19 protein-coding genes are annotated in these 21,241 nt (G+C 74.1%); 13 read left to right on the top strand and 6 right to left on the bottom strand.

From position 1 onward, the window contains the following. Positions 1-41 precede the first annotated feature (41 nt). From FHU28_RS07885 to efeB, 8 genes are all read left to right on the top strand, one after another. Entirely contained in the window at positions 42-248 is a 207-nt protein-coding gene (locus FHU28_RS07885) for a Trm112 family protein (RefSeq protein WP_091418686.1), read from the top strand. Then, entirely contained in the window at positions 245-1,441 is a 1,197-nt protein-coding gene (locus tag FHU28_RS07890; protein ID WP_184682325.1) for an SIS domain-containing protein, read from the top strand. The genes FHU28_RS07885 and FHU28_RS07890 overlap by 4 nt, the downstream gene beginning before the upstream one ends. A 28-nt stretch (positions 1,442-1,469) precedes the next feature. Continuing rightward, positions 1,470-2,492: a cation diffusion facilitator family transporter gene (locus FHU28_RS07895; RefSeq protein WP_184682327.1), complete on the top strand. Its 1,023-nt coding sequence runs from the start codon at positions 1,470-1,472 to the stop codon at positions 2,490-2,492. 3 nt (positions 2,493-2,495) lie between these two features. Further along, on the top strand, positions 2,496-3,653 hold the full coding sequence (gene manA / locus FHU28_RS07900; RefSeq protein WP_184682329.1) for a mannose-6-phosphate isomerase, class I: 1,158 nt from the start codon (positions 2,496-2,498) through the stop codon (positions 3,651-3,653). A 299-nt stretch (positions 3,654-3,952) separates the two neighbouring features. Beyond that, the gene (ahcY, locus tag FHU28_RS07905; RefSeq protein WP_184682331.1) at positions 3,953-5,452 is read left to right on the top strand and encodes an adenosylhomocysteinase; all 1,500 of its coding nucleotides are present in this window, start codon (positions 3,953-3,955) and stop codon (positions 5,450-5,452) included. A 175-nt stretch (positions 5,453-5,627) separates the two neighbouring features. Beyond that, positions 5,628-6,527 carry an iron uptake transporter permease EfeU gene (gene efeU / locus FHU28_RS07910; protein ID WP_073824695.1) on the top strand — a complete coding sequence of 300 codons (900 nt, stop codon included), beginning with the start codon at positions 5,628-5,630 and terminating at the stop codon, positions 6,525-6,527. Between the two features lie 28 nt (positions 6,528-6,555). Then, a complete protein-coding gene (efeO, locus tag FHU28_RS07915; RefSeq protein ID WP_184682333.1) occupies positions 6,556-7,686 on the top strand; it encodes an iron uptake system protein EfeO in 1,131 nt (376 codons plus the stop codon). Beyond that, positions 7,683-9,005: an iron uptake transporter deferrochelatase/peroxidase subunit gene (gene efeB / locus FHU28_RS07920; protein WP_184682335.1), complete on the top strand. Its 1,323-nt coding sequence runs from the start codon at positions 7,683-7,685 to the stop codon at positions 9,003-9,005. The genes efeO and efeB overlap by 4 nt, the downstream gene beginning before the upstream one ends. A gap of 7 nt (positions 9,006-9,012) precedes the next feature. Here the strand turns inward: efeB and FHU28_RS07925 are convergent, their stop codons facing one another. Continuing rightward, positions 9,013-9,972, bottom strand: coding sequence for an RDD family protein (locus tag FHU28_RS07925; RefSeq protein WP_311773540.1), 960 nt, complete (start codon positions 9,970-9,972; stop codon positions 9,013-9,015). A gap of 41 nt (positions 9,973-10,013) precedes the next feature. On the opposite strand from FHU28_RS07925, the gene FHU28_RS07930 reads away from it, so the two are divergent. Continuing rightward, positions 10,014-10,967, top strand: coding sequence for a stage II sporulation protein M (locus FHU28_RS07930; protein ID WP_184682339.1), 954 nt, complete (start codon positions 10,014-10,016; stop codon positions 10,965-10,967). Here FHU28_RS07930 and FHU28_RS07935 read toward each other — a convergent pair. The 5 genes from FHU28_RS07935 to FHU28_RS07955 are packed head-to-tail and all read right to left on the bottom strand — an operon-like array spanning position 10,945 to position 15,962. Beyond that, on the bottom strand, positions 10,945-12,255 hold the full coding sequence (locus tag FHU28_RS07935) for a DUF58 domain-containing protein (protein WP_184682341.1): 1,311 nt from the start codon (positions 12,253-12,255) through the stop codon (positions 10,945-10,947). The two genes, FHU28_RS07930 and FHU28_RS07935, sit on opposite strands and share 23 nt — an antisense overlap. After that, positions 12,252-13,229 (bottom strand): AAA family ATPase, encoded by a 978-nt coding sequence (locus tag FHU28_RS07940; RefSeq protein WP_184682343.1) that lies wholly within the window; start codon positions 13,227-13,229, stop codon positions 12,252-12,254. Before FHU28_RS07940 ends, FHU28_RS07935 begins: the two co-directional genes overlap by 4 nt. After that, positions 13,226-14,524, bottom strand: a complete 1,299-nt coding sequence (locus FHU28_RS07945) for a DUF4350 domain-containing protein (RefSeq protein WP_184682345.1) — start codon at positions 14,522-14,524, stop codon at positions 13,226-13,228. Before FHU28_RS07945 ends, FHU28_RS07940 begins: the two co-directional genes overlap by 4 nt. Next, entirely contained in the window at positions 14,521-15,120 is a 600-nt protein-coding gene (locus FHU28_RS07950) for a DUF4129 domain-containing protein (protein ID WP_184682347.1), read from the bottom strand. Before FHU28_RS07950 ends, FHU28_RS07945 begins: the two co-directional genes overlap by 4 nt. Then, entirely contained in the window at positions 15,117-15,962 is an 846-nt protein-coding gene (locus FHU28_RS07955) for a hypothetical protein (protein WP_184682350.1), read from the bottom strand. The genes FHU28_RS07950 and FHU28_RS07955 overlap by 4 nt, the downstream gene beginning before the upstream one ends. Positions 15,963-16,176: 214 nt before the next feature. Here FHU28_RS07955 and mtrA point away from each other — a divergent pair, with 214 nt between their 5' ends. The 4 genes from mtrA to FHU28_RS07975 all read left to right on the top strand — a co-directional run bounded on the left by mtrA (position 16,177) and on the right by FHU28_RS07975 (position 21,142). Then, positions 16,177-16,866: an MtrAB system response regulator MtrA gene (gene mtrA, locus FHU28_RS07960; RefSeq protein WP_030501405.1), complete on the top strand. Its 690-nt coding sequence runs from the start codon at positions 16,177-16,179 to the stop codon at positions 16,864-16,866. Positions 16,867-16,936: 70 nt separating this feature from the next. Next, a complete protein-coding gene (gene mtrB, locus FHU28_RS07965) occupies positions 16,937-18,634 on the top strand; it encodes an MtrAB system histidine kinase MtrB (protein WP_184689338.1) in 1,698 nt (565 codons plus the stop codon). Further along, a complete protein-coding gene (locus tag FHU28_RS07970; RefSeq protein WP_184682352.1) occupies positions 18,631-20,430 on the top strand; it encodes an LpqB family beta-propeller domain-containing protein in 1,800 nt (599 codons plus the stop codon). The genes mtrB and FHU28_RS07970 overlap by 4 nt, the downstream gene beginning before the upstream one ends. A 7-nt stretch (positions 20,431-20,437) precedes the next feature. Then, positions 20,438-21,142, top strand: a complete 705-nt coding sequence (locus FHU28_RS07975; protein WP_184682354.1) for a ComF family protein — start codon at positions 20,438-20,440, stop codon at positions 21,140-21,142. The last annotated feature ends 99 nt before the right edge of the window (positions 21,143-21,241 follow it).

Consider the following 21,241-nt stretch of genomic DNA (forward strand, 5'->3'; position numbering starts at 1 on the left):
CCGCCGACCGGTGAGACCACATACGTGGAAGGAGCCGCGCCGTGGCCCTGGACCCGCAGTTGCTCGACATCCTCGCCTGCCCGGACACGCACCACGCCCCGCTCGACTACGACGCGCAGGCGCAGACGCTCACCTGCACCGAGTGCGGTCGCATCTTCGAGGTCCGCGACGACGTACCGGTGCTCCTGCTGGACGAGGCGCGCGGTGGACCCGCCGCCGACGAGGCGCGGGGCGGGTCGTCGCGGTGATGGAGGGTACGGCCGGGGTCAGCGGGCACCGGCACGCCGACGAGGCCCTGCTCGACAACGCGCCGCTGCTGGCCGAGCGGGATCCGGGCGGCATGCTCCGGCACACCGCGTCCGCCGGCGCCCAGGTGCGCGAGTCCGCGGCGCTGGCCGCCGAGGCCAACCTGTCCGTGCTCGCCGACGACGGCCGGCCCCGCGCTGTGGTCATCGCCGGAATCGGCACCGCCGGGCGTACCGGTGACGTGCTGGCCACTGTCGCCGGGCCGCGCTGCCCGGTGCCGGTCATCCCGCACCGCAGCGCCGGAGTGCCGGGCTGGGTGGGCGCGGCGGACGTGGTCATCGCGGTGAGCGCGTCCGGCCGCAGCCCCGAGGCGCTGGGCGCGGCCGAGGCGGCGCACCGGCGAGGCGCCCGGCTGGTAGCGGTGGGCGCGCCCGACTCGCAACTCCAGTCGGTGGCGGAGCGGGCCCGGGCGCCGTTCATCCCGGTGCCGCGGCGCGCGCCGGCCCGAGCCAGCCTCTGGGCGCTCACCGTGCCGGTTCTGCTCGCCGCCCGTACCCTCGGGCTCGTGAAGGTCAACGAGGCCGATCTGGCGGAGACCGCGGCCCGGCTCGACGCCGACGCCGATCGATGCCGGCCGACCGCGGAGTCCTTCGTCAACCCGGCGAAGTCGCTGGCGCTGGGGCTGTCCGGCTCGATCCCGATCGTCTGGGGCTCGTCCCCGCTGGCGACAGTCGCGGCCCGGCGGTTCGGCGACACGTTGTCCGCAAACGCCCGTTACCCGGTGGTCGCCGGCGCGCTGGGTGAGGCGGGCCGGGGCCGTGTCGGCCTGCTCGACGGGGTGTTCGGCGGCCTGGCCGAGGGCGAGCGGGACATCTTCGCCGACCCGGGCGACGACGAGCCCGACGGCACCCGGCTGCGGCTGGTGCTGCTGCGTGACGGCGGGCTCAACGCCGACGACGACACCGACGAGCCGCTGGCGGTGGAGGAGCGCCGCGCGGACGCGGTGCAGACGCTCGCCGAGCGCCGTGGGGTGCGCTGCGACGTGGTGACCGCCGAGGGCGGCTCCGCGCTGGAGCGGCTCGCGTCGCTGGTGGCGGTGCCCGACTTCGCCTCGATCTACCTCGCCCTGGTGCACGGGCTGGACCCCATGGCCGTACCGGCCATCACGGAGATGAAGGAGCTGGCAAACCAGTGAGCACACGGGGCATCGAGCGGGGCGGGGAATGAGCGCGAACGGGGGCACGAAGGCGATCGTCGCCGCCCTGGCGGCGAACCTCGGTATCGCCGTCACCAAGTTCATCGCGTTCGCCCTGACCGGCTCGTCATCGATGCTTGCCGAGTCGATCCACTCGGTGGCCGACTCGGGCAACCAGGGCCTGCTGCTGCTCGGCGGCCGCCGGGCCAAGCGGCAGGCCACGCCGCAGCACCCGTTCGGGTACGGCCGGGAGCGCTACATCTACGCGTTCATCGTGGCGATCGTGCTGTTCAGCATCGGTGGCCTGTTCGCGCTCTACGAGGCGTACCACAAGGCGTCCGACCCGCACCCGATCGACAGTTGGCAGTGGGTGCCGGTGGTGGTGCTGGTGGCGGCGATCGTGATGGAGAGCTTCTCCTTCCGTACCGCCATCAAGGAGTCCAACCTGGTCCGGGGCAACCAGAGCTGGGTCCGGTTCATCCGCCGGGCGAAGGCCCCGGAGCTGCCGGTGGTGCTGCTGGAGGACTTCGGCGCGCTCGTGGGTCTGGTCTTCGCGCTGTTCGGCGTCGGCATGACGCTGATCACCGGCAACGGCATGTGGGATGCGGCGGGCACCGCGATGATCGGTGTGCTGCTGGTGGTCATCGCGATCACGCTGGCGATCGAGACCAAGAGTCTGCTGCTGGGCGAGGGCGCGGAGCAGGGCGAGCTGGACAAGATCGAGCAGGCCGTGACCAGTGGCCCCGAGGTCGAGCGGATCATCCACATGAAGACGCTCTACCTGGGCCCGGAGGAGCTGATGGTGGCCGCGAAGATCGCGGTGCCGGCCTGGGAGACCGCCGAGGACCTGGCCCGCGACATCAACGCGGTCGAGGCGCGGATCCGGCGTGAGGTGCCGACCGCCCGGGTGATCTACCTGGAGCCGGACATCTACTCGCCGGAGGCGGAGCGGGCCGGCACCGGGCAGGCGGCGAGGACCGCCGTCCGGGAGGCCGCTGCCACCGGTGAGGCGCACACGGCCGACGAGGTGGCCGGGCGGCCCGGGAGCTGACCGATGGAGTTGTTGCAGGGCCGGATTCGCGACTACGCCTGGGGCTCGCGCACCGCGATCGCCGAGTTGCAGGGGCGGCCGGTGCCGAGCAACGGGCCGGAGGCGGAGCTGTGGCTGGGCGCCCACCCGGGCGCCCCGGGCACTGTGCAGCGGGACGGCCGTCCGGTCAGCCTCACCGAGCTGCTGGTGGCCGAGCCGGGCCACTGGCTGGGTGAGCGGCTGGTCGGCCGGTTCGGCACCCGGCTGCCGTTCCTGCTGAAGGTGCTGGCCGCCGACTCCCCGCTGAGCCTCCAGGCCCATCCGGACGCCGAGCAGGCCCGCGCCGGGCACGCCGCCGACGTGGGGCGGGTCAACTACGTCGACCCGTACCACAAGCCGGAGTTGCTGGTGGCGCTCTCGGAGTTCGACGCGCTGTGCGGCTTCCGCGACCCGGGGGAGTCGGCGGCGGCGATCGCCGCGTTCGGCGTACCCGCGCTGGAGCCGGTGGTGGCGGCGTTGCGCGCCGGGCCGGTGGGGCTGCGGGAGGCGGTACGCCTGCTGTTGAGCTGGCCGCAGGCGGAGCGTGCCGGGCTGGTGGCGGCCGTGCTGGCGGCGGACGGCGGTCCGGCGCCGGCGGACGCGGAGCTGGTACGCACGCTGGCGGCCGGCTATCCGGACGATCCGGGCGTGGTGGTGGCGCTGCTGTTGCATCACGTCCGGCTGGCCTGCGGCGAGGGCATCTGGATGCCGGCCGGGAACCTGCACGCCTATCTGCGCGGCACCGGTGTGGAGATCATGGCGGCCAGCGACAACGTGCTGCGCGGCGGGCTGACCGCGAAGCGGGTCGACGTGGACGAGTTGCTGCGGGTGCTCCGGTTCGAGGTGCTGACCGAGCCGGTACTGCGGCCGGAGACGGTGGCGCCCGGGGTGCTGACGTGGCCGGTGCCGGTGGAGGACTTCGCGCTGCACCGGGTCGAGGTCGCCGCCGGTTCCCCGGGGACGCGGCTGACGCTGCCCGGGCCGCGGGTGGTGCTCTGCCGGGCCGGGAAGCTCACCGTCGACGACGGGGTGGGCGCGGTCACGCTCGGCGCGGGACAGGCCGCCGTGGGCACGGCTGCGGGCGGTCCGCTGACGCTGGGTGGCGACGGCGAGGCGTTCGTCGCCACCTGCGGCCTGCGCTGAGCGCTCCGGCAATAACCGCAAGTCCGACTTTCCCGAAATGGCTTGACGCCCCACTGGCGTGGTGTGACTCTATGGGTACGCAGCGTTGTCGCGACGAAGGTCCGATGACGTGCGGGGGAACCAAACCGGGGGGATGCACGGGGCGGCCGGGCCGTGGACGGAAAGTCCGTTCATGACCGACCGCCCCGTGCGCTGTCCGCCGACCGGCCGATTGTGTGCTCGGTCAACCGGGCACCGGCCGGATGGGTCGCGCGCGTAAGGTGGAAGGCTGCGCACCACATCGTTCGACAGGAGCTTCCATGACCAGCACCCTCCCCGCGGCCTCCAGCGGCGCGTCGTCGCAGGCTCGGCCGAGCACCCTCGCCGAGGGCGACTACAAGGTGGCGGATCTGTCGCTCGCCGCGTTCGGGCGCAAGGAGATCCGGCTCGCCGAGCACGAGATGCCCGGCCTGATGGCGATCCGGCGTGAGTTCGCCGAGGCCCAGCCGCTGGCCGGCGCCCGCATCACCGGCTCGCTGCACATGACCGTCCAGACCGCCGTCCTGATCGAGACCCTGGTCGCGCTCGGCGCGCAGGTCCGCTGGGCGTCCTGCAACATCTTCTCCACCCAGGACCACGCCGCCGCGGCGATCGTGGTCGGCCCCGAGGGCACCCCGGAGGCCCCGGCCGGCGTGCCGGTCTACGCCTGGAAGGGCGAGACGCTGCCGGAGTACTGGTGGTGCACCGAGCAGGTGCTCGCCTGGCCGGACGGGCAGGGCCCGAACATGATCCTGGACGACGGCGGCGACGCCACCCTGCTCGTCCACAAGGGCGCCGAGTTCGAGAAGGCCGGCGCCGTGCCGCCGGTCGAGTCCGCCGACTCCGAGGAGTACGCGGTCATCCTCGAACTGCTGCACCGTTCGCTGGCCGAGGACAACCAGCGCTGGACCCGGATCGCCGCCGGCATCAAGGGCGTCACCGAGGAGACCACCACCGGCGTGCACCGGCTCTACGAGATGCACCGCGCCGGCACGCTGCGCTTCCCGGCCATCAACGTCAACGACTCGGTCACGAAGAGCAAGTTCGACAACAAGTACGGCTGCCGCCACTCGCTCATCGACGGCATCAACCGGGCCACCGACGTGCTGATCGGCGGCAAGATGGCAGTGGTCATGGGCTACGGCGACGTGGGCAAGGGCTGCGCCGAGTCGCTGCGCGGCCAGGGCGCCCGGGTCGTGGTGACCGAGGTCGACCCGATCTGCGCGCTGCAGGCGGCGATGGACGGCTACCAGGTCGCCACGCTCGACGACGTGGTGGAGCAGGCCGACATCTTCATCACCGCGACCGGCTGCTTCGACGTCATCACCAACGAGCACATGGCCCGGATGAAGCACCAGGCCATCGTCGGCAACATCGGCCACTTCGACAACGAGATCGACATGGCCGGCCTGGCCAAGCGCAGCGACGTGACCCGGGAGAACATCAAGCCGCAGGTCGACGTGTGGCGCTTCGACGACGGCCACGCGATCATCGTGCTCTCCGAGGGCCGCCTGCTGAACCTGGGCAACGCCACCGGCCACCCGAGCTTCGTGATGTCGAACTCGTTCGCCAACCAGACGATCGCCCAGATCGAGCTGTTCACCAAGCCCGACGAGTACCCGATCGGCGTCTACGTGCTGCCCAAGCACCTGGACGAGAAGGTCGCCCGGCTGCACCTGGACGCGCTCGGCGCGAAGCTGACCACGCTCACCAAGGAGCAGGCCGCCTACCTGGGCGTCTCCACGGAGGGCCCGTTCAAGCCCGACCACTACCGCTACTGAGTTCACACTCCGGAAGGGACCGGGGCCGGCCGTCGCGCGGCCGTCCCGGTCCCTTTTTCGCGTTCGGGGCAGCCGGTGGGTGCCGAACCGGGTGACGTTACAGCGATCAGCTTGACGTTCGCTGTGAACAGGAGGAAGGTATGCCTGCCCTAAGTTAACGACGACGGAGCAGTTGATGTTCGCCACGTACCTGATCGGCCTGCGCGAAGGCCTGGAAGCGACACTTGTGGTCAGCATCCTCGTCGCGTTCCTCGTGAAGTCGCAGCGGCGGGACCGGCTGCCGCAGGTCTGGGCCGGCGTCGGCCTGGCCGTGGCGCTCTCCGTCGGCTTCGGCTCCCTCATCCAGTACACCTCGACCTCGCTGCTGCGCACGTACGAGTCGCGCGAGATGTTCGAGGCGGTCACCTCGATCGCCGCAGTGGTCTTCGTGACCTGGATGATCTTCTGGATGCGCCGGGCCGCCCGCACCATCGCGGGCGAGTTGCGCGGCAAGCTCACCGACGCGCTCGCGGTCGGCTCCCTGGCGGTCGCCGGCATGGCGTTCCTCGCGGTGATCCGGGAGGGCCTGGAGACCGCGCTCATCTTCTACGCCGCAGCGGAGAGCGTGGCCGGCGGCACCGGGCCCGGTTCGCTGCTCGCCCTGGCCGGTGGCGTGGCCACCGCAGTGGTGATCGGATTCCTGCTCTACCGCAGCGCGGTCCGGATCAACCTGAGCCGGTTCTTCACCTGGACCGGGGCGCTGCTCATCCTGGTGGCCGCCGGCATCCTGAAGTACGGCGTGCACGACTTCCAGGAGGCGGGCGTCCTGCCCGGCCTGAACGACCTGGCCTTCGACATCTCCACCACGCTGGACCCGAACACCTGGTACGGCGCGCTGCTCGCCGGCATGTTCAACATCACCGCCGCGCCGACAGTGCTGGAGCTGATCGCCTGGGTCGCGTACGCGGTGCCGGTGCTCGTGCTCTTCCTGCGCAAGCCGGCCCAGCCCGCGAAGCCGGCCCGGCCCGCCGAGCCCGCAGCCGACACGCCCACCGCGCCGGCCGACGTCGCCGCTGTTCCGTCCCCCCGCGCCTGAACCACCCGTTTCCGAGGAGACCCGCACGATGCGTACCACTCGATTCGTCGCGCCCGCCGCCGCCGGGCTGCTCGCGGTCGCCGGACTGGCCGGCTGCGGGGGCGGTGACGACGCCGACGCCACGGGCGGCGGGCCGATCGCGGTCAAGGCCACCGACACCGTCTGCGAGGTCGGCGACACCGAGATCGACGCCGGTCAGGTCACGTTCAAGGTGACGAACAGCGGCTCCAAGGTCAACGAGTTCTACGTCTACGCCGCCGGGGACCGGGTGATGGGCGAGGTGGAGAACATCGCCCCCGGGCTCAGCCGCGAGCTGCGCGTCGAGCTGTCCGCCGGCACGTACGAGACGGCCTGCAAGCCCGGGATGAGCGGCCGGGGCATCCGGGGCGCGCTGAAGGTCAGCGGCACCGCCGCGACTGTCGCCCCGGACGCCGCGCTGACCCAGGCCACCGAGAGCTACCAGCGGTACGTGCGCAGCCAGACCGCCGCGCTGCTGACGAAGACCGAGGAGTTCGTGGCAGCGGTCAAGGCGAACGACGTGGCGAAGGCCAAGGCGCTCTACCCGGTGGCCCGCACCTACTGGGAGCGGATCGAGCCGGTCGCGGAGAGCTTCGGCGACCTCGACCCGAAGATCGACGGCCGCGAGGAGGTGGTCGAGGAGGGTATGGAGTTCACCGGCTTCCACCGGATCGAGAAGGACCTCTGGACCACCGGCGACGTCAGCTCCGACGGCGCGATCGCCGACCAGCTCCTGGTCGACGTCAAGGCGATCGTGGCCAAGGCGGACGCCGAGAAGCTCACCCCGCTCCAACTCGCCAACGGTGCCAAGGCGCTGCTCGACGAGGTCGCCAGCGGCAAGATCACCGGTGAGGAGGAGCGGTACTCGCACACCGACCTCTGGGACTTCAACGCCAACCTGGAGGGCTCCAAGGCGGCGATCGCCGCGCTGCGCCCGGCCCTGGAGCAGCGCGCGCCCGACCTCGTCAAGCAGCTCGACGGCGAGTTCGCGAACGTGGAGACCACGCTCGGGCGGCACCGGGCCGGCGACGGCTGGAAGCTGCACACCCAGCTCACGAAGACCGAGCTGAAGGAGCTGTCGGACGCGGTGAACGCCCTGGCCGAGCCGGTCAGCAAGGTCGCGGCGGCAGTCGCGCGATGACCGGCCCGGCCGACGGTGACGCCACGAGCGAGCCGAACACGCAGCGCTCCGGCCGGGGCGTCTCCCGCCGCCGGGCGATCACTCTGGCCGGCGTCGGCGTGGCCGGAGTCGCCGGGGTGGCGGGCGGCGCGGGCGCGCTGCTCGCCGGCGGGAACGAGGCGTCGGCGACCGGATCGGCCGCCGGTTCCGTGCCGTTCCTCGGCGAGCACCAGGCCGGCATCACCACCCCGGCCCAGGACCGGCTGCACTTCGTCGCGTTCGACGTGGTCACGAAGGACCGGGACCGGCTGGTCGCGATGCTCCAGGAGTGGACCGCCGCGGCGGCCCGGATGACCGCCGGCAAGGACGCCGGGGTGATCGGCGCGGTCGGCGGCATGCCCGAGGCCCCGCCGGACGACACCGGCGAGGCGCTCGGACTGCCCCCGTCGCAGCTCACCATCACCGTGGGCTTCGGGACGACGCTGTTCCGCGACGCGCAGGGCCGGGACCGCTTCGGCATCGCGGCCCGGCGTCCGGCCGCCCTGGCCGACCTGCCGCACTTCGCCGGGGACGCGCTGAAGCCGGAACTGTCCGGCGGGGACATCTGCGTCCAGGCGTGCGCCAACGACCCGCAGGTCGCGGTGCACGCCATCCGCAACCTCGCCCGGATCGGCATGGGTGTGGTGAGCGTCCGCTGGTCGCAGCTCGGCTTCGGGCGTACCTCGTCGACGTCGCGGGACCAGGCCACGCCGCGCAACCTGTTCGGCTTCAAGGACGGCACCGCCAACCTCAAGGCCGAGGACGCCGGCCTGCTGCGCGACCAGCTCTGGGTGCAGCCCGGCGACGGCCCGGACTGGATGACCGGCGGCTCCTACCTGGTCACCCGGAAGATCCGGATGCTGATCGAGACGTGGGACCGCAGCCCGCTGGCCGAACAGGAGATGATCGTCGGCCGGACCAAGGGCAGCGGCGCCCCGCTCGGCCGCCGGGACGAGTTCGACGAGCCGGACTTCGCCGCGAAGGGCGACGACGGCGAGCCGCTCATCGCCGACACCGCGCACGTGCGGCTGGCCCACCCGGACACCAACGGCGGGGCGCGCCTGCTGCGCCGCGGCTACAACTTCGTGGACGGCTCGGACGGGCTGGGCCGGCTCGACGCCGGGCTGTTCTTCATCGCCTACCAGCGCGACCCGCGCCGCCAGTTCGTGCCGATCCAGACCCGGCTGGCCCGCAACGACGCGATGAACGAGTACCTGCGGCACGTCTCCAGCGGCCTGTTCGCCTGCCCGCCGGGCCTCCGCGACGCGGCCGACTGGTGGGGGCGCACGCTGTTCTCCTGAGGCCGGCTCAGCGGCGTACCGGGTCGGGTGCGACCTGTGGCGCGGCGGGCCGCAACCGGCCCGCGCCCGGCCCGGCGGGATCCGGCCCGGCCGCAAACGGCACGACGGCGGGCGCCGGGACCAGCTCCGGCCAGAGCGTGGCGGCGACCGCCCGGCTGCGGCCCAGCCGGTGCGCCGCCCGTCGCCCCCGCTCGGCGAGCACCGCCGACAGGTACGCCCAGTCCGGCGCGGCCCACGGCGGAGGCGGCGAGGTGACCGCCGCGACCTCCGTCCACAACCCCCGGCCCAGCCGGAGCCGCTCCGGTTCGGCGAGCTGGGGCAGCCGGTCCAGGTACTGCCGGACGGCCAGCGCCAGCCCGTCGTCGAGACGGGTCAGGTCGAGCGTGCCGGCCCAGGCCAGCAGCGGCGGCGCGGCAGGCGGCAGCGGCCGCCACAGCGCGGCGCCCCGGGTGTGCACCACGAGCGTGCCGGCGACCAGGTCGCCCAGCCGGCGTCCGCGCGGGTCGGTGAGCATCACCGTGACGCTCGCCGCCCAGCTCAGCAGCGGCAACACCAGCCCGGGCCACTCCACCGCAACGCCGACGAGCGCCCGGGTCAGCGACTGGCCCACCCCCACCGGGCCGCCGTCGGCCCGGACCACCCGCAGCCCGACGGCCAGCTTGCCCACCGTCCGGCCACCGGCGAAACGTTCCATCACCACCGGGTAGCCGATCAGCACCAGCACCAGGAGCACGATCTGGAGCGCGCCGGCCAGGGCGGCGTCGAGGAAGTCCCCGAACAGGGCGAGCGCCACCATCCCCAGCACCACGCCGAGCACGAGCGCCAGGACGAGCTGGATCACCGCGTCGATCAGCAGCGCCAGCACCCGGGAGCCCAGCCGGGCCGCCCGGACGTCCAGCTCCACCGCCTCGCCGCTGACCAGACCGGCGTCGGCCCATCGGGGCGGTGGGGGAGGTTGCGCGCGCACCCCGACAGTGAACACCATGGACGCCGAACGGGGGAGGGCGAGTGGATCTCGACGCGTACGTGGCCGAGCACAACGCCGAATGGCGGCGGCTGGAGTACCTGACCGGGCGGCGTCGTCTCGACGCGGCCGAGGTCGACGAGCTGGTGGCGCTCTACCAGCGCAGTGCCACGCACCTGTCCGCGTTGCGTGCCCGGGCGCCCGAGCCGGCGCTGGTGAACCGGCTGTCCCACCTGGTCCTCGCGGCCCGGGCCCGGGTCACCGGCCGTCCGCGGTTCTCCTGGGCGGCGGTGGGCCGGTTCCTGGTGGCCGACCTGCCCGCCGCCCTCTACCGGTCCTGGCCGTGGTGGTGCGGCGTGGCCACCGGGTTCAGCCTGCTCACCGCGTTCCTCATCTGGTTCGTCGCCGAAAACCCGGACACCGCCGCCGCGTTCGTCGGTGACGAGGCCGCCCGGGAACTCGTCGACTCCGGTTTCGCCGGCTACTACACCGAGTTCGCCGCGCCCACCTTCGCGTTCCACCTGTGGACGCACAACGCCTGGCTGGCCGCCCAGTGCCTGGCCGCCGGGGTGCTCGTGGTGCCGGTGCTCTGGCTGCTGTGGCAGAACGCGCTGAACATCGGCGTGGTCGGCGGCGTGATGGTCTCCTACGGCCGTGCGGACGTCTTCTTCGGCCTGATCACGCCGCACGGCCTGCTGGAGCTGACCGGGATCTACGTCGCCGCCGGGGTCGGACTGCGTACCGCCTGGGCCTGGATCGCCCCGCCCGCGGACCTCGGGCGAGGCCGGGCGGTCGCCGAGGCGGGACGGCTCGCCGTCGTGGTGGCGGCCGGTCTGGTCGGCCTGTTCGCGGTCTCCGCGCTGGTCGAGGCGTTCGTCACCCCGGCGCCGCTGCCGGTCGCGCTCCGGGTGGCGGCCGGCGCCGCGGTGTGGCTGGCCTTCCTCGCGTACGCGCTGGTGCTCGGCCGGCGCGCGGTCAGAGCTGGCCGAGGGACTTGAGCCGCAGGTAGGTGTCCGCGACGGCCGGCGCGAGCCGGTGCGCCGGCACGTCCACCACTGTCACCCCGTAGCGGGACAGCGCTGCGCGTACCCGGTCCCGTTCGGCCAGCGCCCGCCACGCCGACGCGGCCGTGTACGGGTCGTCCGGGCCGGCCGGGGTGGCAGTGGCGAGCCCGGTCAGCACCGGGTCGCTGCCGGCGGCCAGCACCACCCGGTGCCGGGTCGCCAGCCGGGGCAGCACCGGCAGCAGTCCTTCGCCGATCGCGCCCGCCTCCAGCGCCGTGAACAGCACCACCAGGCTGCGCTGCCGCTCCCGGCGCAGCACCTCGCCGGCGATCAGCTCGAAGTCGGTCTCGGCAAGCGTCGGCTCCAGTGGCGCCACCGCCTCGACCAGCCGGGCGAGCAGGGCCGGACGGCCGCTGCCGGTCACCCGGGCCCGGATCTCGGTGTCCGCCGCCAGCAGGTCCACCCGGTCACCGGCGCGGGCCGCGAGCGCGGTGAGCAGCAGCGCCGCGTCGATCGCGGTGTCCAGCCGGGGCTCGTCGCCCAGCCGGACCGCCGAGGTGCGGCCGGTGTCCAGCACGCAGACCAGGCGCCGGTCCCGTTCCGGGCGCCAGGTGCGGACCAGGATGTCGGCGCGGCGGGCGCTGCCCCGCCAGTCGATCGAACGGACGTCGTCGCCCACCGCGTACTCGCGCAGGGTGTCGAACTCGGTGCCGTGGCCGCGCCCTCGGGTCACCTGCACGCCGTCGATGACCCGCAGCCGGGCCAGCTTCTCCGGCAGGTGCCGGCGGGAGTCGAACCGGGGCAGCACCCGCAGCGTCCACGGCGGTGTGGCGGGCTGCCCGGCGCGCTGCCGGGCACCCAGGCGCATCGGCCCGAACGAGCGTACGGTCAGCGCCACCGCTGGCCGGTCGCCGCGCCGGGTCGGGGTGAGCCGGACCGGCAGCGTGGCGCTGCCGCCGGGCGCCACGGTGAGCAGGCGCCCCGGCGGCACGTCCGGGCGCGCCCCGGCCGACGGCACCCAGGCGTCGCGCACCTGTGCGTACAGCGTGTGGTGGGTGGGGTTGGTCAGGCGCAGCGTGACGGTGGCGGTGCCGCCGAGCCGCACCGTCCGGTCGCCGGAGCGGGTCACGGTGAGCGCGTGCGGCGGGGCGGCCATCGCCCGGTCGAGCGCCACCAGCAGCAGCACCACGACGGTCAGCACGGCCACCCCGACGAACGGCGCCGGCCAGAACGGCAGCGTCAGCGCGCCCACGCCGAGCAGCAGACCCGCCCGCCAGGTCATCGCGGCGTCGGCACGGTGGCCAGCACCGAGTCCAGCACCGCGTCCACCGTCACGCCCTCCAGCTCCGCCTCCGGACGCGGCCGCAGCCGGTGCCGCAGCGTGGGCCGGGCCACCGCCTTCACGTCGTCCGGCGTGACGTGGTCCCGGCCGGCCAGCCAGGACCACGCCTTGGCGGTGTTCAGCAGCGCGGTGGCGCCCCGGGGCGACGCGCCCAGCTCCAGCGCCGGAGCGGAGCGGGTGCCCCGGCACAGGTCCACGATGTAGCCGAGCACCGGCTCGGCCACGTGCACCCTCTGCACCTCGGCCCGGGCGGCGGCCAGGTCCGCCGCACCGGCCACCGGGCGTACGCCGGCGGCACGCAGGTCGCGCGGGTCGAAGCCGGCGTGGTGCGCGCGGAGCACGCCCAGCTCCTCCTCCCGCTCCGGCAGCGGCACCGTCAGCTTGAGCAGGAAGCGGTCGAGCTGCGCCTCGGGCAGCGCGTAGGTGCCCTCGTACTCGACCGGGTTCTGGGTGGCCGCGACGATGAACGGGTCGGGCAGCGGGCGGCGCTCGCCCTCGACGGAGACCTGCCGCTCCTCCATCACCTCCAGCAGCGCCGACTGCGTCTTGGGCGGGGTGCGGTTGATCTCGTCGGCGAGGAGCAGGTTGGTGAAGACCGGCCCCTCCCGGAACGTGAACGCGGCGGTGCGCTGGTCGAAGATCAACGAGCCGGTGACGTCGCCGGGCATCAGGTCGGGGGTGAACTGCACCCGCTTGGCGTCCAGGTCGAGCGCGGCGGCCAGCGTCCGCACCAGCAGCGTCTTGGCCACCCCCGGTACGCCCTCCAGCAGCACGTGCCCCCGGCAGAGCAGCGCGATCACCAGACCGGTGACCACTGCGTCCTGCCCGACGACTGCCTTGGCCACCTCGGCGCGCAGCCGGTGCAGGGCGGCGCGGGCGCCGGACGGGGCGGTGGTCGTGACAGGTCCGGTCACCGGGTGTCTCCTTCGCTCGGATGCGGGGCCAGGGTACGGGTCAGGGCGTCCAGTTCGCGGGCCAGCTCCAGCAGCTCGCGGTCCTTCTCCGGGGCGGGGCCGTAGAGCAGCTCGGCCACCCGTTCCGGGTCGGCGCCGGCGCGCGCGGCGACCACGGCGGCCACCTCGTCGTCGGGCGTGTCCGGGGGCAGGTTGAGCCGCGGCAGCAGCCGGTCCAGCGCGGCGCCGCGCAGCGTCTCGGCAACCGTGTCCCGGGCGCCCGCCCGGCGGTAGAGCCGCGCCCGGCCGCGTACCGTCTCGGCGGACCGCACGGTCACCGGCAGCGGCTCCGACACCGGTGGCCCGAGCCGGCGGGCCCGCCAGAGCACGACGAGCAGCCCGGCCAGGGCGAGCTGCGCCAGGAGGGCCCAGAACCACTGCGGGAACGCGCCCCAGAGCGGGTTCTCCCACGGCGGGTCGGCGCGGTCGGGCGGATCGGGCCGTTCCGACCGGCCGCTGCCGCCCGGGGCGGGCTGCTCGGTGAAGGGCTCCGCGGACCAGCTCGGGCGGGTCGGGGCCGGTACCGGCTCGGGCAGGTCGAGCCAGACGAGCGGGCGGTTCCCGCCGAGCAGACCGGTGGCGAGGACTTCGTTTCCCCACTCGCCGATCCGGTCGTTGCGGAACGGGTCGCTGGCACCGGCCAGCACCACCTCGACCCGGCCGGGGGCGCGCAGCAGCGCGCCGCCGTAGCAGTGGTCGACCTCGGACGGCCCGGCGTAGCGCTGCAGGTCGATCGCGGCGGCGCCGGCCCGGACCGCCTCGGGCAGCGGGCACGGCGTGCCGTCCGCGTCCGGCGGCACGGCCCGCGCGGCCCAGCGCCGGGTGGCCGCCCCGACCGGCGTGTCCAGTTCGGCGAGCACCCGCGGGGAGGGCTCGACCAACACCAGCCGACTGCCCGGGGGCAGGGCGGTCAGCCGGTCGACAAGGTCCGGGTGCACCAGTCCGGGCGCGGGCAGGAAGACGGTGCTGGGCGCGATGCCGGCGGTTTGCAACATCCCGTCGAACGTCGTCTCCCGGCGCAGCGACACGCCCTGCGCGCGCAGCGCCTCGGCGAGCCGGCTGCCGCCGTCGTCGTCGGTGGCGACCGGGGAGAGGAAGCCGGGCTCGTCCGGATCGGGCCGGTCGACGGCGTGCAGCACGAGCGTGGTCACGATCAGCAGCACGGCCAGCCCGAGCGGGACGAGCAGCCGGTGCCGCCGACGGCGCGGCGCCGCCGCGGTGGCCGTGTCCGCCGAGGTCACGGTGGTGGCGGTCATCGCGGCTCCTCCCCGGTCAGCTCGCGACGCAGGTCGGCGGCGAGTTCGCGCATCCGATGGTCGTGTGCGGCGGTGGCGGGGCGCTGGGCGTACCAGAGGTCGGAGAAGATCGCCCCGGCGGTGTGCAGCGTCGGCCGCACCTGCGGCCGGGCGCGGGCCGCCGCCTCGGTCAGCTCGACGACTGTGAGCCCGGGGCGGGGCTCCACGACGTGCCGCACGACCAGGAGCCGGACCATCTCGCGCAGCCGTTCCCGGACCGCCTCGGCGTACCGGCCCTCGGCCGCGAGCCGATCGGCCAGCCCGGGCGCGTCGGCCGGGACGGCGTCCGGGGTCCGGGGCGCGGGCACCCGTACCGGCGGCGGGTCGGAGCGGCGGCGGCGCGCCGGCCGGCGCAGGCGGGGCAGCCGCAGCCGCGGCAGGCGTGGCAGGCGCAGCCGGGGCAGCGTGAACCGGGGCAGCCGCCGGGGCACCCAGGCCGGGAAGAAGTACCAGGCCAGGGCGGCGAGCAGCGCGACCGCCAGCAGAATCAGCGCGGCCAGCGGCAGCGGCAGCAGGTCACCGAGGGCCGCCACCGTCTCGGTCCACCACCGGCTCACCGCTGCGCCGCCAGCAGGACCGGTTCCGGTACGCCGGCCGGCGCCCGCGAGAGGCGGATGTCCAGCCCTTCGGTGCGGATCCGGGTCTCCAGGTGCAGCACCGCGTCCAGGCAGGCCAGCGCCGAGTACGCCAGCGCGTTCACCGCGGCGAAGGCGGCGACCGTCACCGGCAGCGCCCAGGCGGACACGTCGAACAGGCCCAGCATGCCGAGACCGTGGTAGACGCCCAGCCCGATGCCGAGCCGGATCAGCCACCAGCCCAGGTAGCCCAGCAGCCGGACGGCGGATGCCCGCGCGCTCACCCGGCCCGCCAGGCGGATCGCCCGCCACGGCGCCCGGTGTCCGGGCACTCCGTCCAGCACCAGCACCGGCACCACCAGGCCGAGCAGCCCGTACACCAGGAACCAGCCCGGCCCGGTCAGGGCGGCGAGCGCGACGACGGGACCGATCGCGACGGCGGCCAGCACCGCTACGCCGGGGCGGGAGCCGCGCAGCAGCTCGGCCGGCCCGGGGCGGCGTCCCAGCAGGGCCGCGCCGGCGCCGCGCGCGGCCGGGCCGCCCAGCAGCGCGATGATCGCCGCCTCGGTGCCGGCGCCGGTCGCCAGCAGCAGCCAGTACCAGGGCAGCGAGTCACCGGTGTCCGCCGGCCACCACTGGGGCGGGTTGGCCTCGGCCAGCAGCCGCAGCGGGTGCAGCACCGCCTGCTCGGCGAGGGCCAGCAGGAGGGCGAGCGGAACTAGCACCCGGGCGTGGTCGCGCAGCAGCAGAACTGCCGCGTCGAGCAGTTCGCCGACGGTCAGCGGACGGCGCGGCAGAACCGCGGTCGGGCCGGCGTCGGGCACGCGTACTCCTGGGCATGCAGGGCAGAGGTGGCGGGCGGCGCGGCGCCCGAGGGATCATGGTTGCACGGCGGGTCCGCATCCGGTGGACCCGTCCGCCTCGACGCGCCACGCTGGGCGGCCACGCCGACTCCTGTGGTGCGCGGGCCCGCTCGGCGCTACCGTGCCGTGGAGACGCCGAACCCTCCAGACGAACGGGGATGGAACGATAAACCCCATGAGAGCCCGGGTACTCGTGGTCGACGACGACCCCGCCCTCGCCGAGATGCTCGGCATCGTGCTGCGCAGCGAGGGCTTCGTGCCGTCCTTCGTCGCGGACGGCGAACGGGCGTTGGCTGCCTTCCGCGACAACCGACCCGACATCGTCCTGCTCGACCTGATGCTCCCCGGCATGAGCGGCATCGACGTGGCCCGCGCCATCCGGGGCGAGTCCGGCGTGCCGATCGTGATGCTGACCGCCAAGAGCGACACCGTTGACGTGGTGCTCGGCCTGGAGTCCGGGGCCGACGACTACGTGGTCAAGCCGTTCAAGCCCAAGGAGCTGGTGGCCCGGATGCGGGCCCGGTTGCGCCGGGGCGAGGACGTGGCCCCGGAGATGCTGACGATCGGGCCGCCCGGCAACCAGATCACCATCGACGTGCCGGCCCACACGGTCAGTCGCGACGGCGACGAGGTGAAGCTGACACCCCTGGAGTTCGACCTGCTGGTCGCGCTCGCCCGCAAGCCGCGCCAGGTCTTCACCCGCGAGGTGCTGCTGGAGCAGGTCTGGGGCTACCGCCACGCCGCCGACACCCGCCTGGTGAACGTGCACGTGCAGCGGCTGCGCGCCAAGATCGAGCCGGATCCGGAGCGACCCGAAATCATCCTGACCGTGCGGGGCGTGGGTTACAAGGCGGGTACCGGATAGCCTGGTCAGCACTGTGGTGACCACCCCGCTGCCGGACACGCCGACCCCCGAGACCCGCCGGTTCCACGCCGTGCGGGCGCTCTGGCTCGCCCTGAGCGGCCGGGTCGCCCGGCTGGTGGCCGCGGTGCACCAGGCCTGGCGGCGGTCGCTCCAGGTCCGTGTGGTCACCATCACGCTGGTGACGTCGAGTCTCCTGGTGGGCGGTTTCGCCTACCTGATCGCTGACAAGATCACCAACATCCTGCTGGAGAACGCCGAGACCGACGTGCGGCTGCGGCTGAGCAACGGCAGCGAGTACGCGGCCAAGCAGTTCAACCTCTACAGCCAGCCGCAGGAGGCACAGCTCCAGAACACCATCGACGGCACCGTGAACTACCTGGCCGGTGGCGACCCGACGCAGACCAGCGGCGTCGTGGTGGCGATCACCGCCGACAACTTCGCCGAGTTCATCGAGCCGCGTACCACGCCCGAGGTGCCGGTGGGCACGGTGATCGGCGACGAGCTGCGGGCCACCGTGGCCTCCGGCAAGGTCGCCCACCAGATCCGCACCGGCTCGCTCGGCGGCGAGCGCACCAAATACCTGGTCTACGGCTCCCCGGTGCCCACCAAGTTCGGGCAGGTCGAGCTCTACTACCTCGTACCCCTGGCCCGGCAGGACGCGACGGCGGCCGACGCCCGGGCCACGGTGGTCGCCACCGGCGTCGCGCTCGTGCTCCTGCTCGGCCTGCTGGCCGCCCTGGTCACCCGCCTGGTGGTGACCCCGGTACGGGTGGCCGCGCGCACCGCGCAGCGGCTCTCCGCCGGCCTGCTCGACCAGCGCATGGTGGTCTCCGGCGAGGACGACCTCGCCCTGCTGGCCGCCTCGTTCAACCAGATGGCGACGAACCTGCAACGGCAGATCCTCCGCCTGGAGGAGATGTCCCGGCTGCAACGCCGGTTCACCTCCGACGTCTCGCACGAGCTGCGCACGCCGTTGACCACGGTCCGGATGGCCGCCGATCTGATCTTCGCCGAGCGGGACGAGTTCGACCCGGCGGTGGCCCGCAGCGCCGAGCTGCTCCAGGCCGAGCTGGACCGGTTCGAGGAACTGCTCACCGACCTGCTGGAGATCAGCCGGTTCGACGCCGGTTTCGCGGTGCTGGACAGCGAGCCCACCGACCTGGTGCCGGTGGTGCACCGCGTGACCGAGCGGCTGGCCGGGCTGGCCGAGCGGGTCGGGGTCACCATCGAGCTGGACCTGCCGGACACTCCGGTGATCGCCGAGGTCGACCCCCGCCGCGTCGAGCGGGTGCTGCGCAACCTCGTCGGCAACGCGGTCGAGCACGGCGAGGCCAAACCGGTACGGATCACCCTGGGTCAGGACCGCAGCGCGGTGGCGATCACCGTGCGCGACCACGGCGTCGGCCTCAAGCCGGGGGAGGAGAAGCTGGTGTTCAACCGCTTCTGGCGGGCCGACCCGTCGCGTGCCCGGCAGACCGGCGGCACCGGGCTCGGCCTGTCGATCAGCCTGGAGGACGCCCGCCTGCACGGCGGCTGGCTGGAGGCGTGGGGCGCGCCCGGCCAGGGCGCCCAGTTCCGGCTCACGCTGCCGGCCCGGGCCGGGGACCGGCTCACCACCTCCCCGCTGCGGCTGGTGCCGGCCGACGCCACAGTGCCGTTCGGTGGTCCCCGCGACGGCGGCCTGCTCGCCATCGGCCCGGGTGCCGGCGCCGGGGCGCTGAGCGTGGAACCCGCCGCCGACGGCGACCGGGCGGAGGTCCGGCCGTGAGCCGCCGCGCCCTGGCCCTGCTGCTGGCCGGCGCCCTGCTTCCGGCCGCGCTCGCCGGCTGCGGCATCCCGGGTGAGACCGACGTCCAGATCGACGGGTCGGTGCCGGCCGCGCAGGGCGGGGCGCTCAACGGCAGCCCGGCCCGGCCGCCCGAACCGGCAGACAGCAGCGAGCCGGTGCCGTTCATCGAGAACTACCTGCGGGCGGCGGCGGCCGGGGAACGCGACCAGGCGTACGCCCGGGCCCGCAAGTTTCTCGCCGAGGAGTCCCGCGACCTGCTCCCGGGCAAGCCGCAGACCAGCGAGGTCGAGCTGACGGTGGTGCGGCTGCGGGAGAAGCCGGAGAGCACGCCGCCGAACAACCAGGGCACCAGCACCGTGACGCTCAAGGTGCAGCAGGTCGGCGTGCTGCGGGCCGACGGCACGCTCGGCCCGCCGGTGGCCAGCGACACGCAGTACGTCTTCGAGCTGCGCCGGGCCGAGCCGGCCGGGACCGGACTGCTGATCACCGAGGCGCCGAACGTGCTGCTGACGAGCGACGCGGCGATGCGCGAGTACTACCAGGCCCGCACCGTCTACTTCTGGAACTCGGACCAGACCCGGCTGGTGCCGGACCAGCGCTATCTGCTCTCCGCGGCGCCGACCGAGCGGGGGATCACCGAGGTGATGAGGTGGCTGGCGGACCGCCCCTCGGACTGGCTGGCCGCCGGGGTGACCGGGCTGCCCGAGGGCACCCAGCTGATCAACAACGCGACCGGGACGGACGGGCACTGGGAGATCAACCTGAACATGCCCGGGGCCAACGAGCAGCGACTGAACCGGCTCGGCACCCAGTTGGCCTGGTCACTGTCGGACCTGAACGGCAAGGTCGACCTCAAGATCCAGAACCAGAAGCGGCTGACAGTCGACCTTGGACGGGAGCGCGTCTCGGCCGCCGCGTACCCGCGCGGGGCGAACCCGATGCGGCTGGGCGTCTACGACGGGGCCGTACGCCCGCTGGCCTTCGGCAACGAGCCGCGGGCCGCCGTGCCGCTGCCGGCGGAGGAGAACCGCAACGTGGTCTCCGCCGCGCTCGCCCGCGCCGAGGACCAGGTGCTGGCCGCGCTCGTGGTGACCGGGACGGACAACCGCAAGCGGCTCAAGGTGGGCGCCGGCGCGGAGCCGGTGGCCACGCTCACGGCGAGCGACCGCACGTTCCGCGCGATGAGCCGCCCGACGTGGCTGCGGTCGCTGAACAAGGCCCGGCCGGGTGGTCTGGTGGCGGCCGACGGGCGGCTCTACCGGTTCGACGGGGTGGGCGGGATGAGTGAGATCCCGCTGTCCGTCCCCGGCCCGGTGACCGCCGTCTCCGGCTCCCTCGAAGGCCACCGGATCGCCCTGGTCAGCGGTGGCGCGCTCTACGTCGCCGCGGTGAGCGTCGACGGCGGCGTGGTGCGCCTGGGACAACCCCGCCGGGTGACCACGCTGCTCACCGGCGTGACGGTGGTGGACTGGGTGGCGCAGAACGAACTGGCACTGGCCGGCAACGAGGCGGACCGGCGCTCGGCGATCCACCAGCTCAGCGTCGACGGCGTCTGGGAGACCCCGCTGGCGGTGGAGATCGGCGCCCCGGTCACCCAGCTCGCCGGCTACCCGGGCGGCAGCGACCGCGGCCTGGCCGCGTTCTCGTTCATGTTCGAGACGGACGGGGCGGCCTGGCGGAACAACCCGTTCGACTTCGTCAAGCGGGAACAGGTGCTCGACGTTCCGGCGGGCAGCCGGGCGACCAACCCGACCGCTCCGTTCTTCCTCTACTGAGCCGTCCGTGCGTGACCTGGGCGGGCTCTGGTCGGACCTGACCGATCTGGTGCTGCCCGCCGGGTGCGCCGGCTGCGGCACCGGATCGGCGCGGCTGCGGCAGGGCTTCTGCCCGGGCTGCGTACGCGACCTGGAGTCGCTGCGTCCCGCGCCGGCCCGGCCCGATCCGGCCCCACCCGGCCTGCCGCCCTGTGTCGCGCTCGGCCCGTACGGCGGGGCGCTGCGCGAGGCGCTGCTCGCGTACATGGAACGGGGCCGGCACGGGCTGGCCCGGCCGCTGGGCGCGTTGCTGGCGGAGGTGGTCGCCGAGGCGGTGGGGCAGCCCGGCCCGGTGACCCTGGTGGCGGTGCCGGACACCGCCCGCGCCGCCCGGGCCCGCTACGGCGACCACCTGGACCGGCTGGTCCGTCCGGCGGCGGCCCGGCTGCGCGCGGCCGGCTGGCCGGTACGCGTGCTGCGACCGCTGCGGGCGCTGCCCCGGCCCGACTCGGTGACGCTCGACAGCGCCGGACGGGCCACCGCGGCCGAGGCCGCGTTCCGGCTGCGCCGCCCGCCTGCCGGGCACCGGCCGGCCGGGACGGTGGTGCTGCTCGACGACATCGTCACCACCGGCGCGACGCTGGCGGCGGTGAGCCGGATGTTGCACCGCGCGGGAATGACGCCAAAGGCCGCGGCCGTGCTCGCCGCAACGCAAAAGCGGCACCTTCGGTGACGCTTCGTGTAACCGTTTCACCCCATGGTGTATGAGGTGTTAAATTCCGCAACCCCTTTCGGCAACCAGGGGTGACGGGTGGCGGTACACGAGTTAGCG

The sequence above is a fragment of the Micromonospora echinospora genome (genome assembly GCF_014203425.1).
GTDB classification, from domain to species: Bacteria; Actinomycetota; Actinomycetes; order Mycobacteriales; family Micromonosporaceae; genus Micromonospora; species Micromonospora echinospora_A.

Bases quoted from the DNA above. Each gene is read 5' to 3' on its own strand.
- FHU28_RS07895 (WP_184682327.1), top strand. From the start codon at position 1,470: ATGAGCGCGAACGGGGGCACGAAGGCGATCGTCGCCGCCCTGGCGGCG.
- manA (WP_184682329.1), top strand. From the start codon at position 2,496: ATGGAGTTGTTGCAGGGCCGGATTCGCGACTACGCCTGGGGCTCGCGC.
- ahcY (WP_184682331.1), top strand. From the start codon at position 3,953: ATGACCAGCACCCTCCCCGCGGCCTCCAGCGGCGCGTCGTCGCAGGCT.
- efeU (WP_073824695.1), top strand. From the start codon at position 5,628: ATGTTCGCCACGTACCTGATCGGCCTGCGCGAAGGCCTGGAAGCGACA.
- efeO (WP_184682333.1), top strand. From the start codon at position 6,556: ATGCGTACCACTCGATTCGTCGCGCCCGCCGCCGCCGGGCTGCTCGCG.
- efeB (WP_184682335.1), top strand. From the start codon at position 7,683: ATGACCGGCCCGGCCGACGGTGACGCCACGAGCGAGCCGAACACGCAG.
- FHU28_RS07935 (WP_184682341.1), bottom strand. From the start codon at position 12,255: ATGACCTGGCGGGCGGGTCTGCTGCTCGGCGTGGGCGCGCTGACGCTG.
- FHU28_RS07945 (WP_184682345.1), bottom strand. From the start codon at position 14,524: ATGACCGCCACCACCGTGACCTCGGCGGACACGGCCACCGCGGCGGCG.
- mtrA (WP_030501405.1), top strand. From the start codon at position 16,177: ATGAGAGCCCGGGTACTCGTGGTCGACGACGACCCCGCCCTCGCCGAG.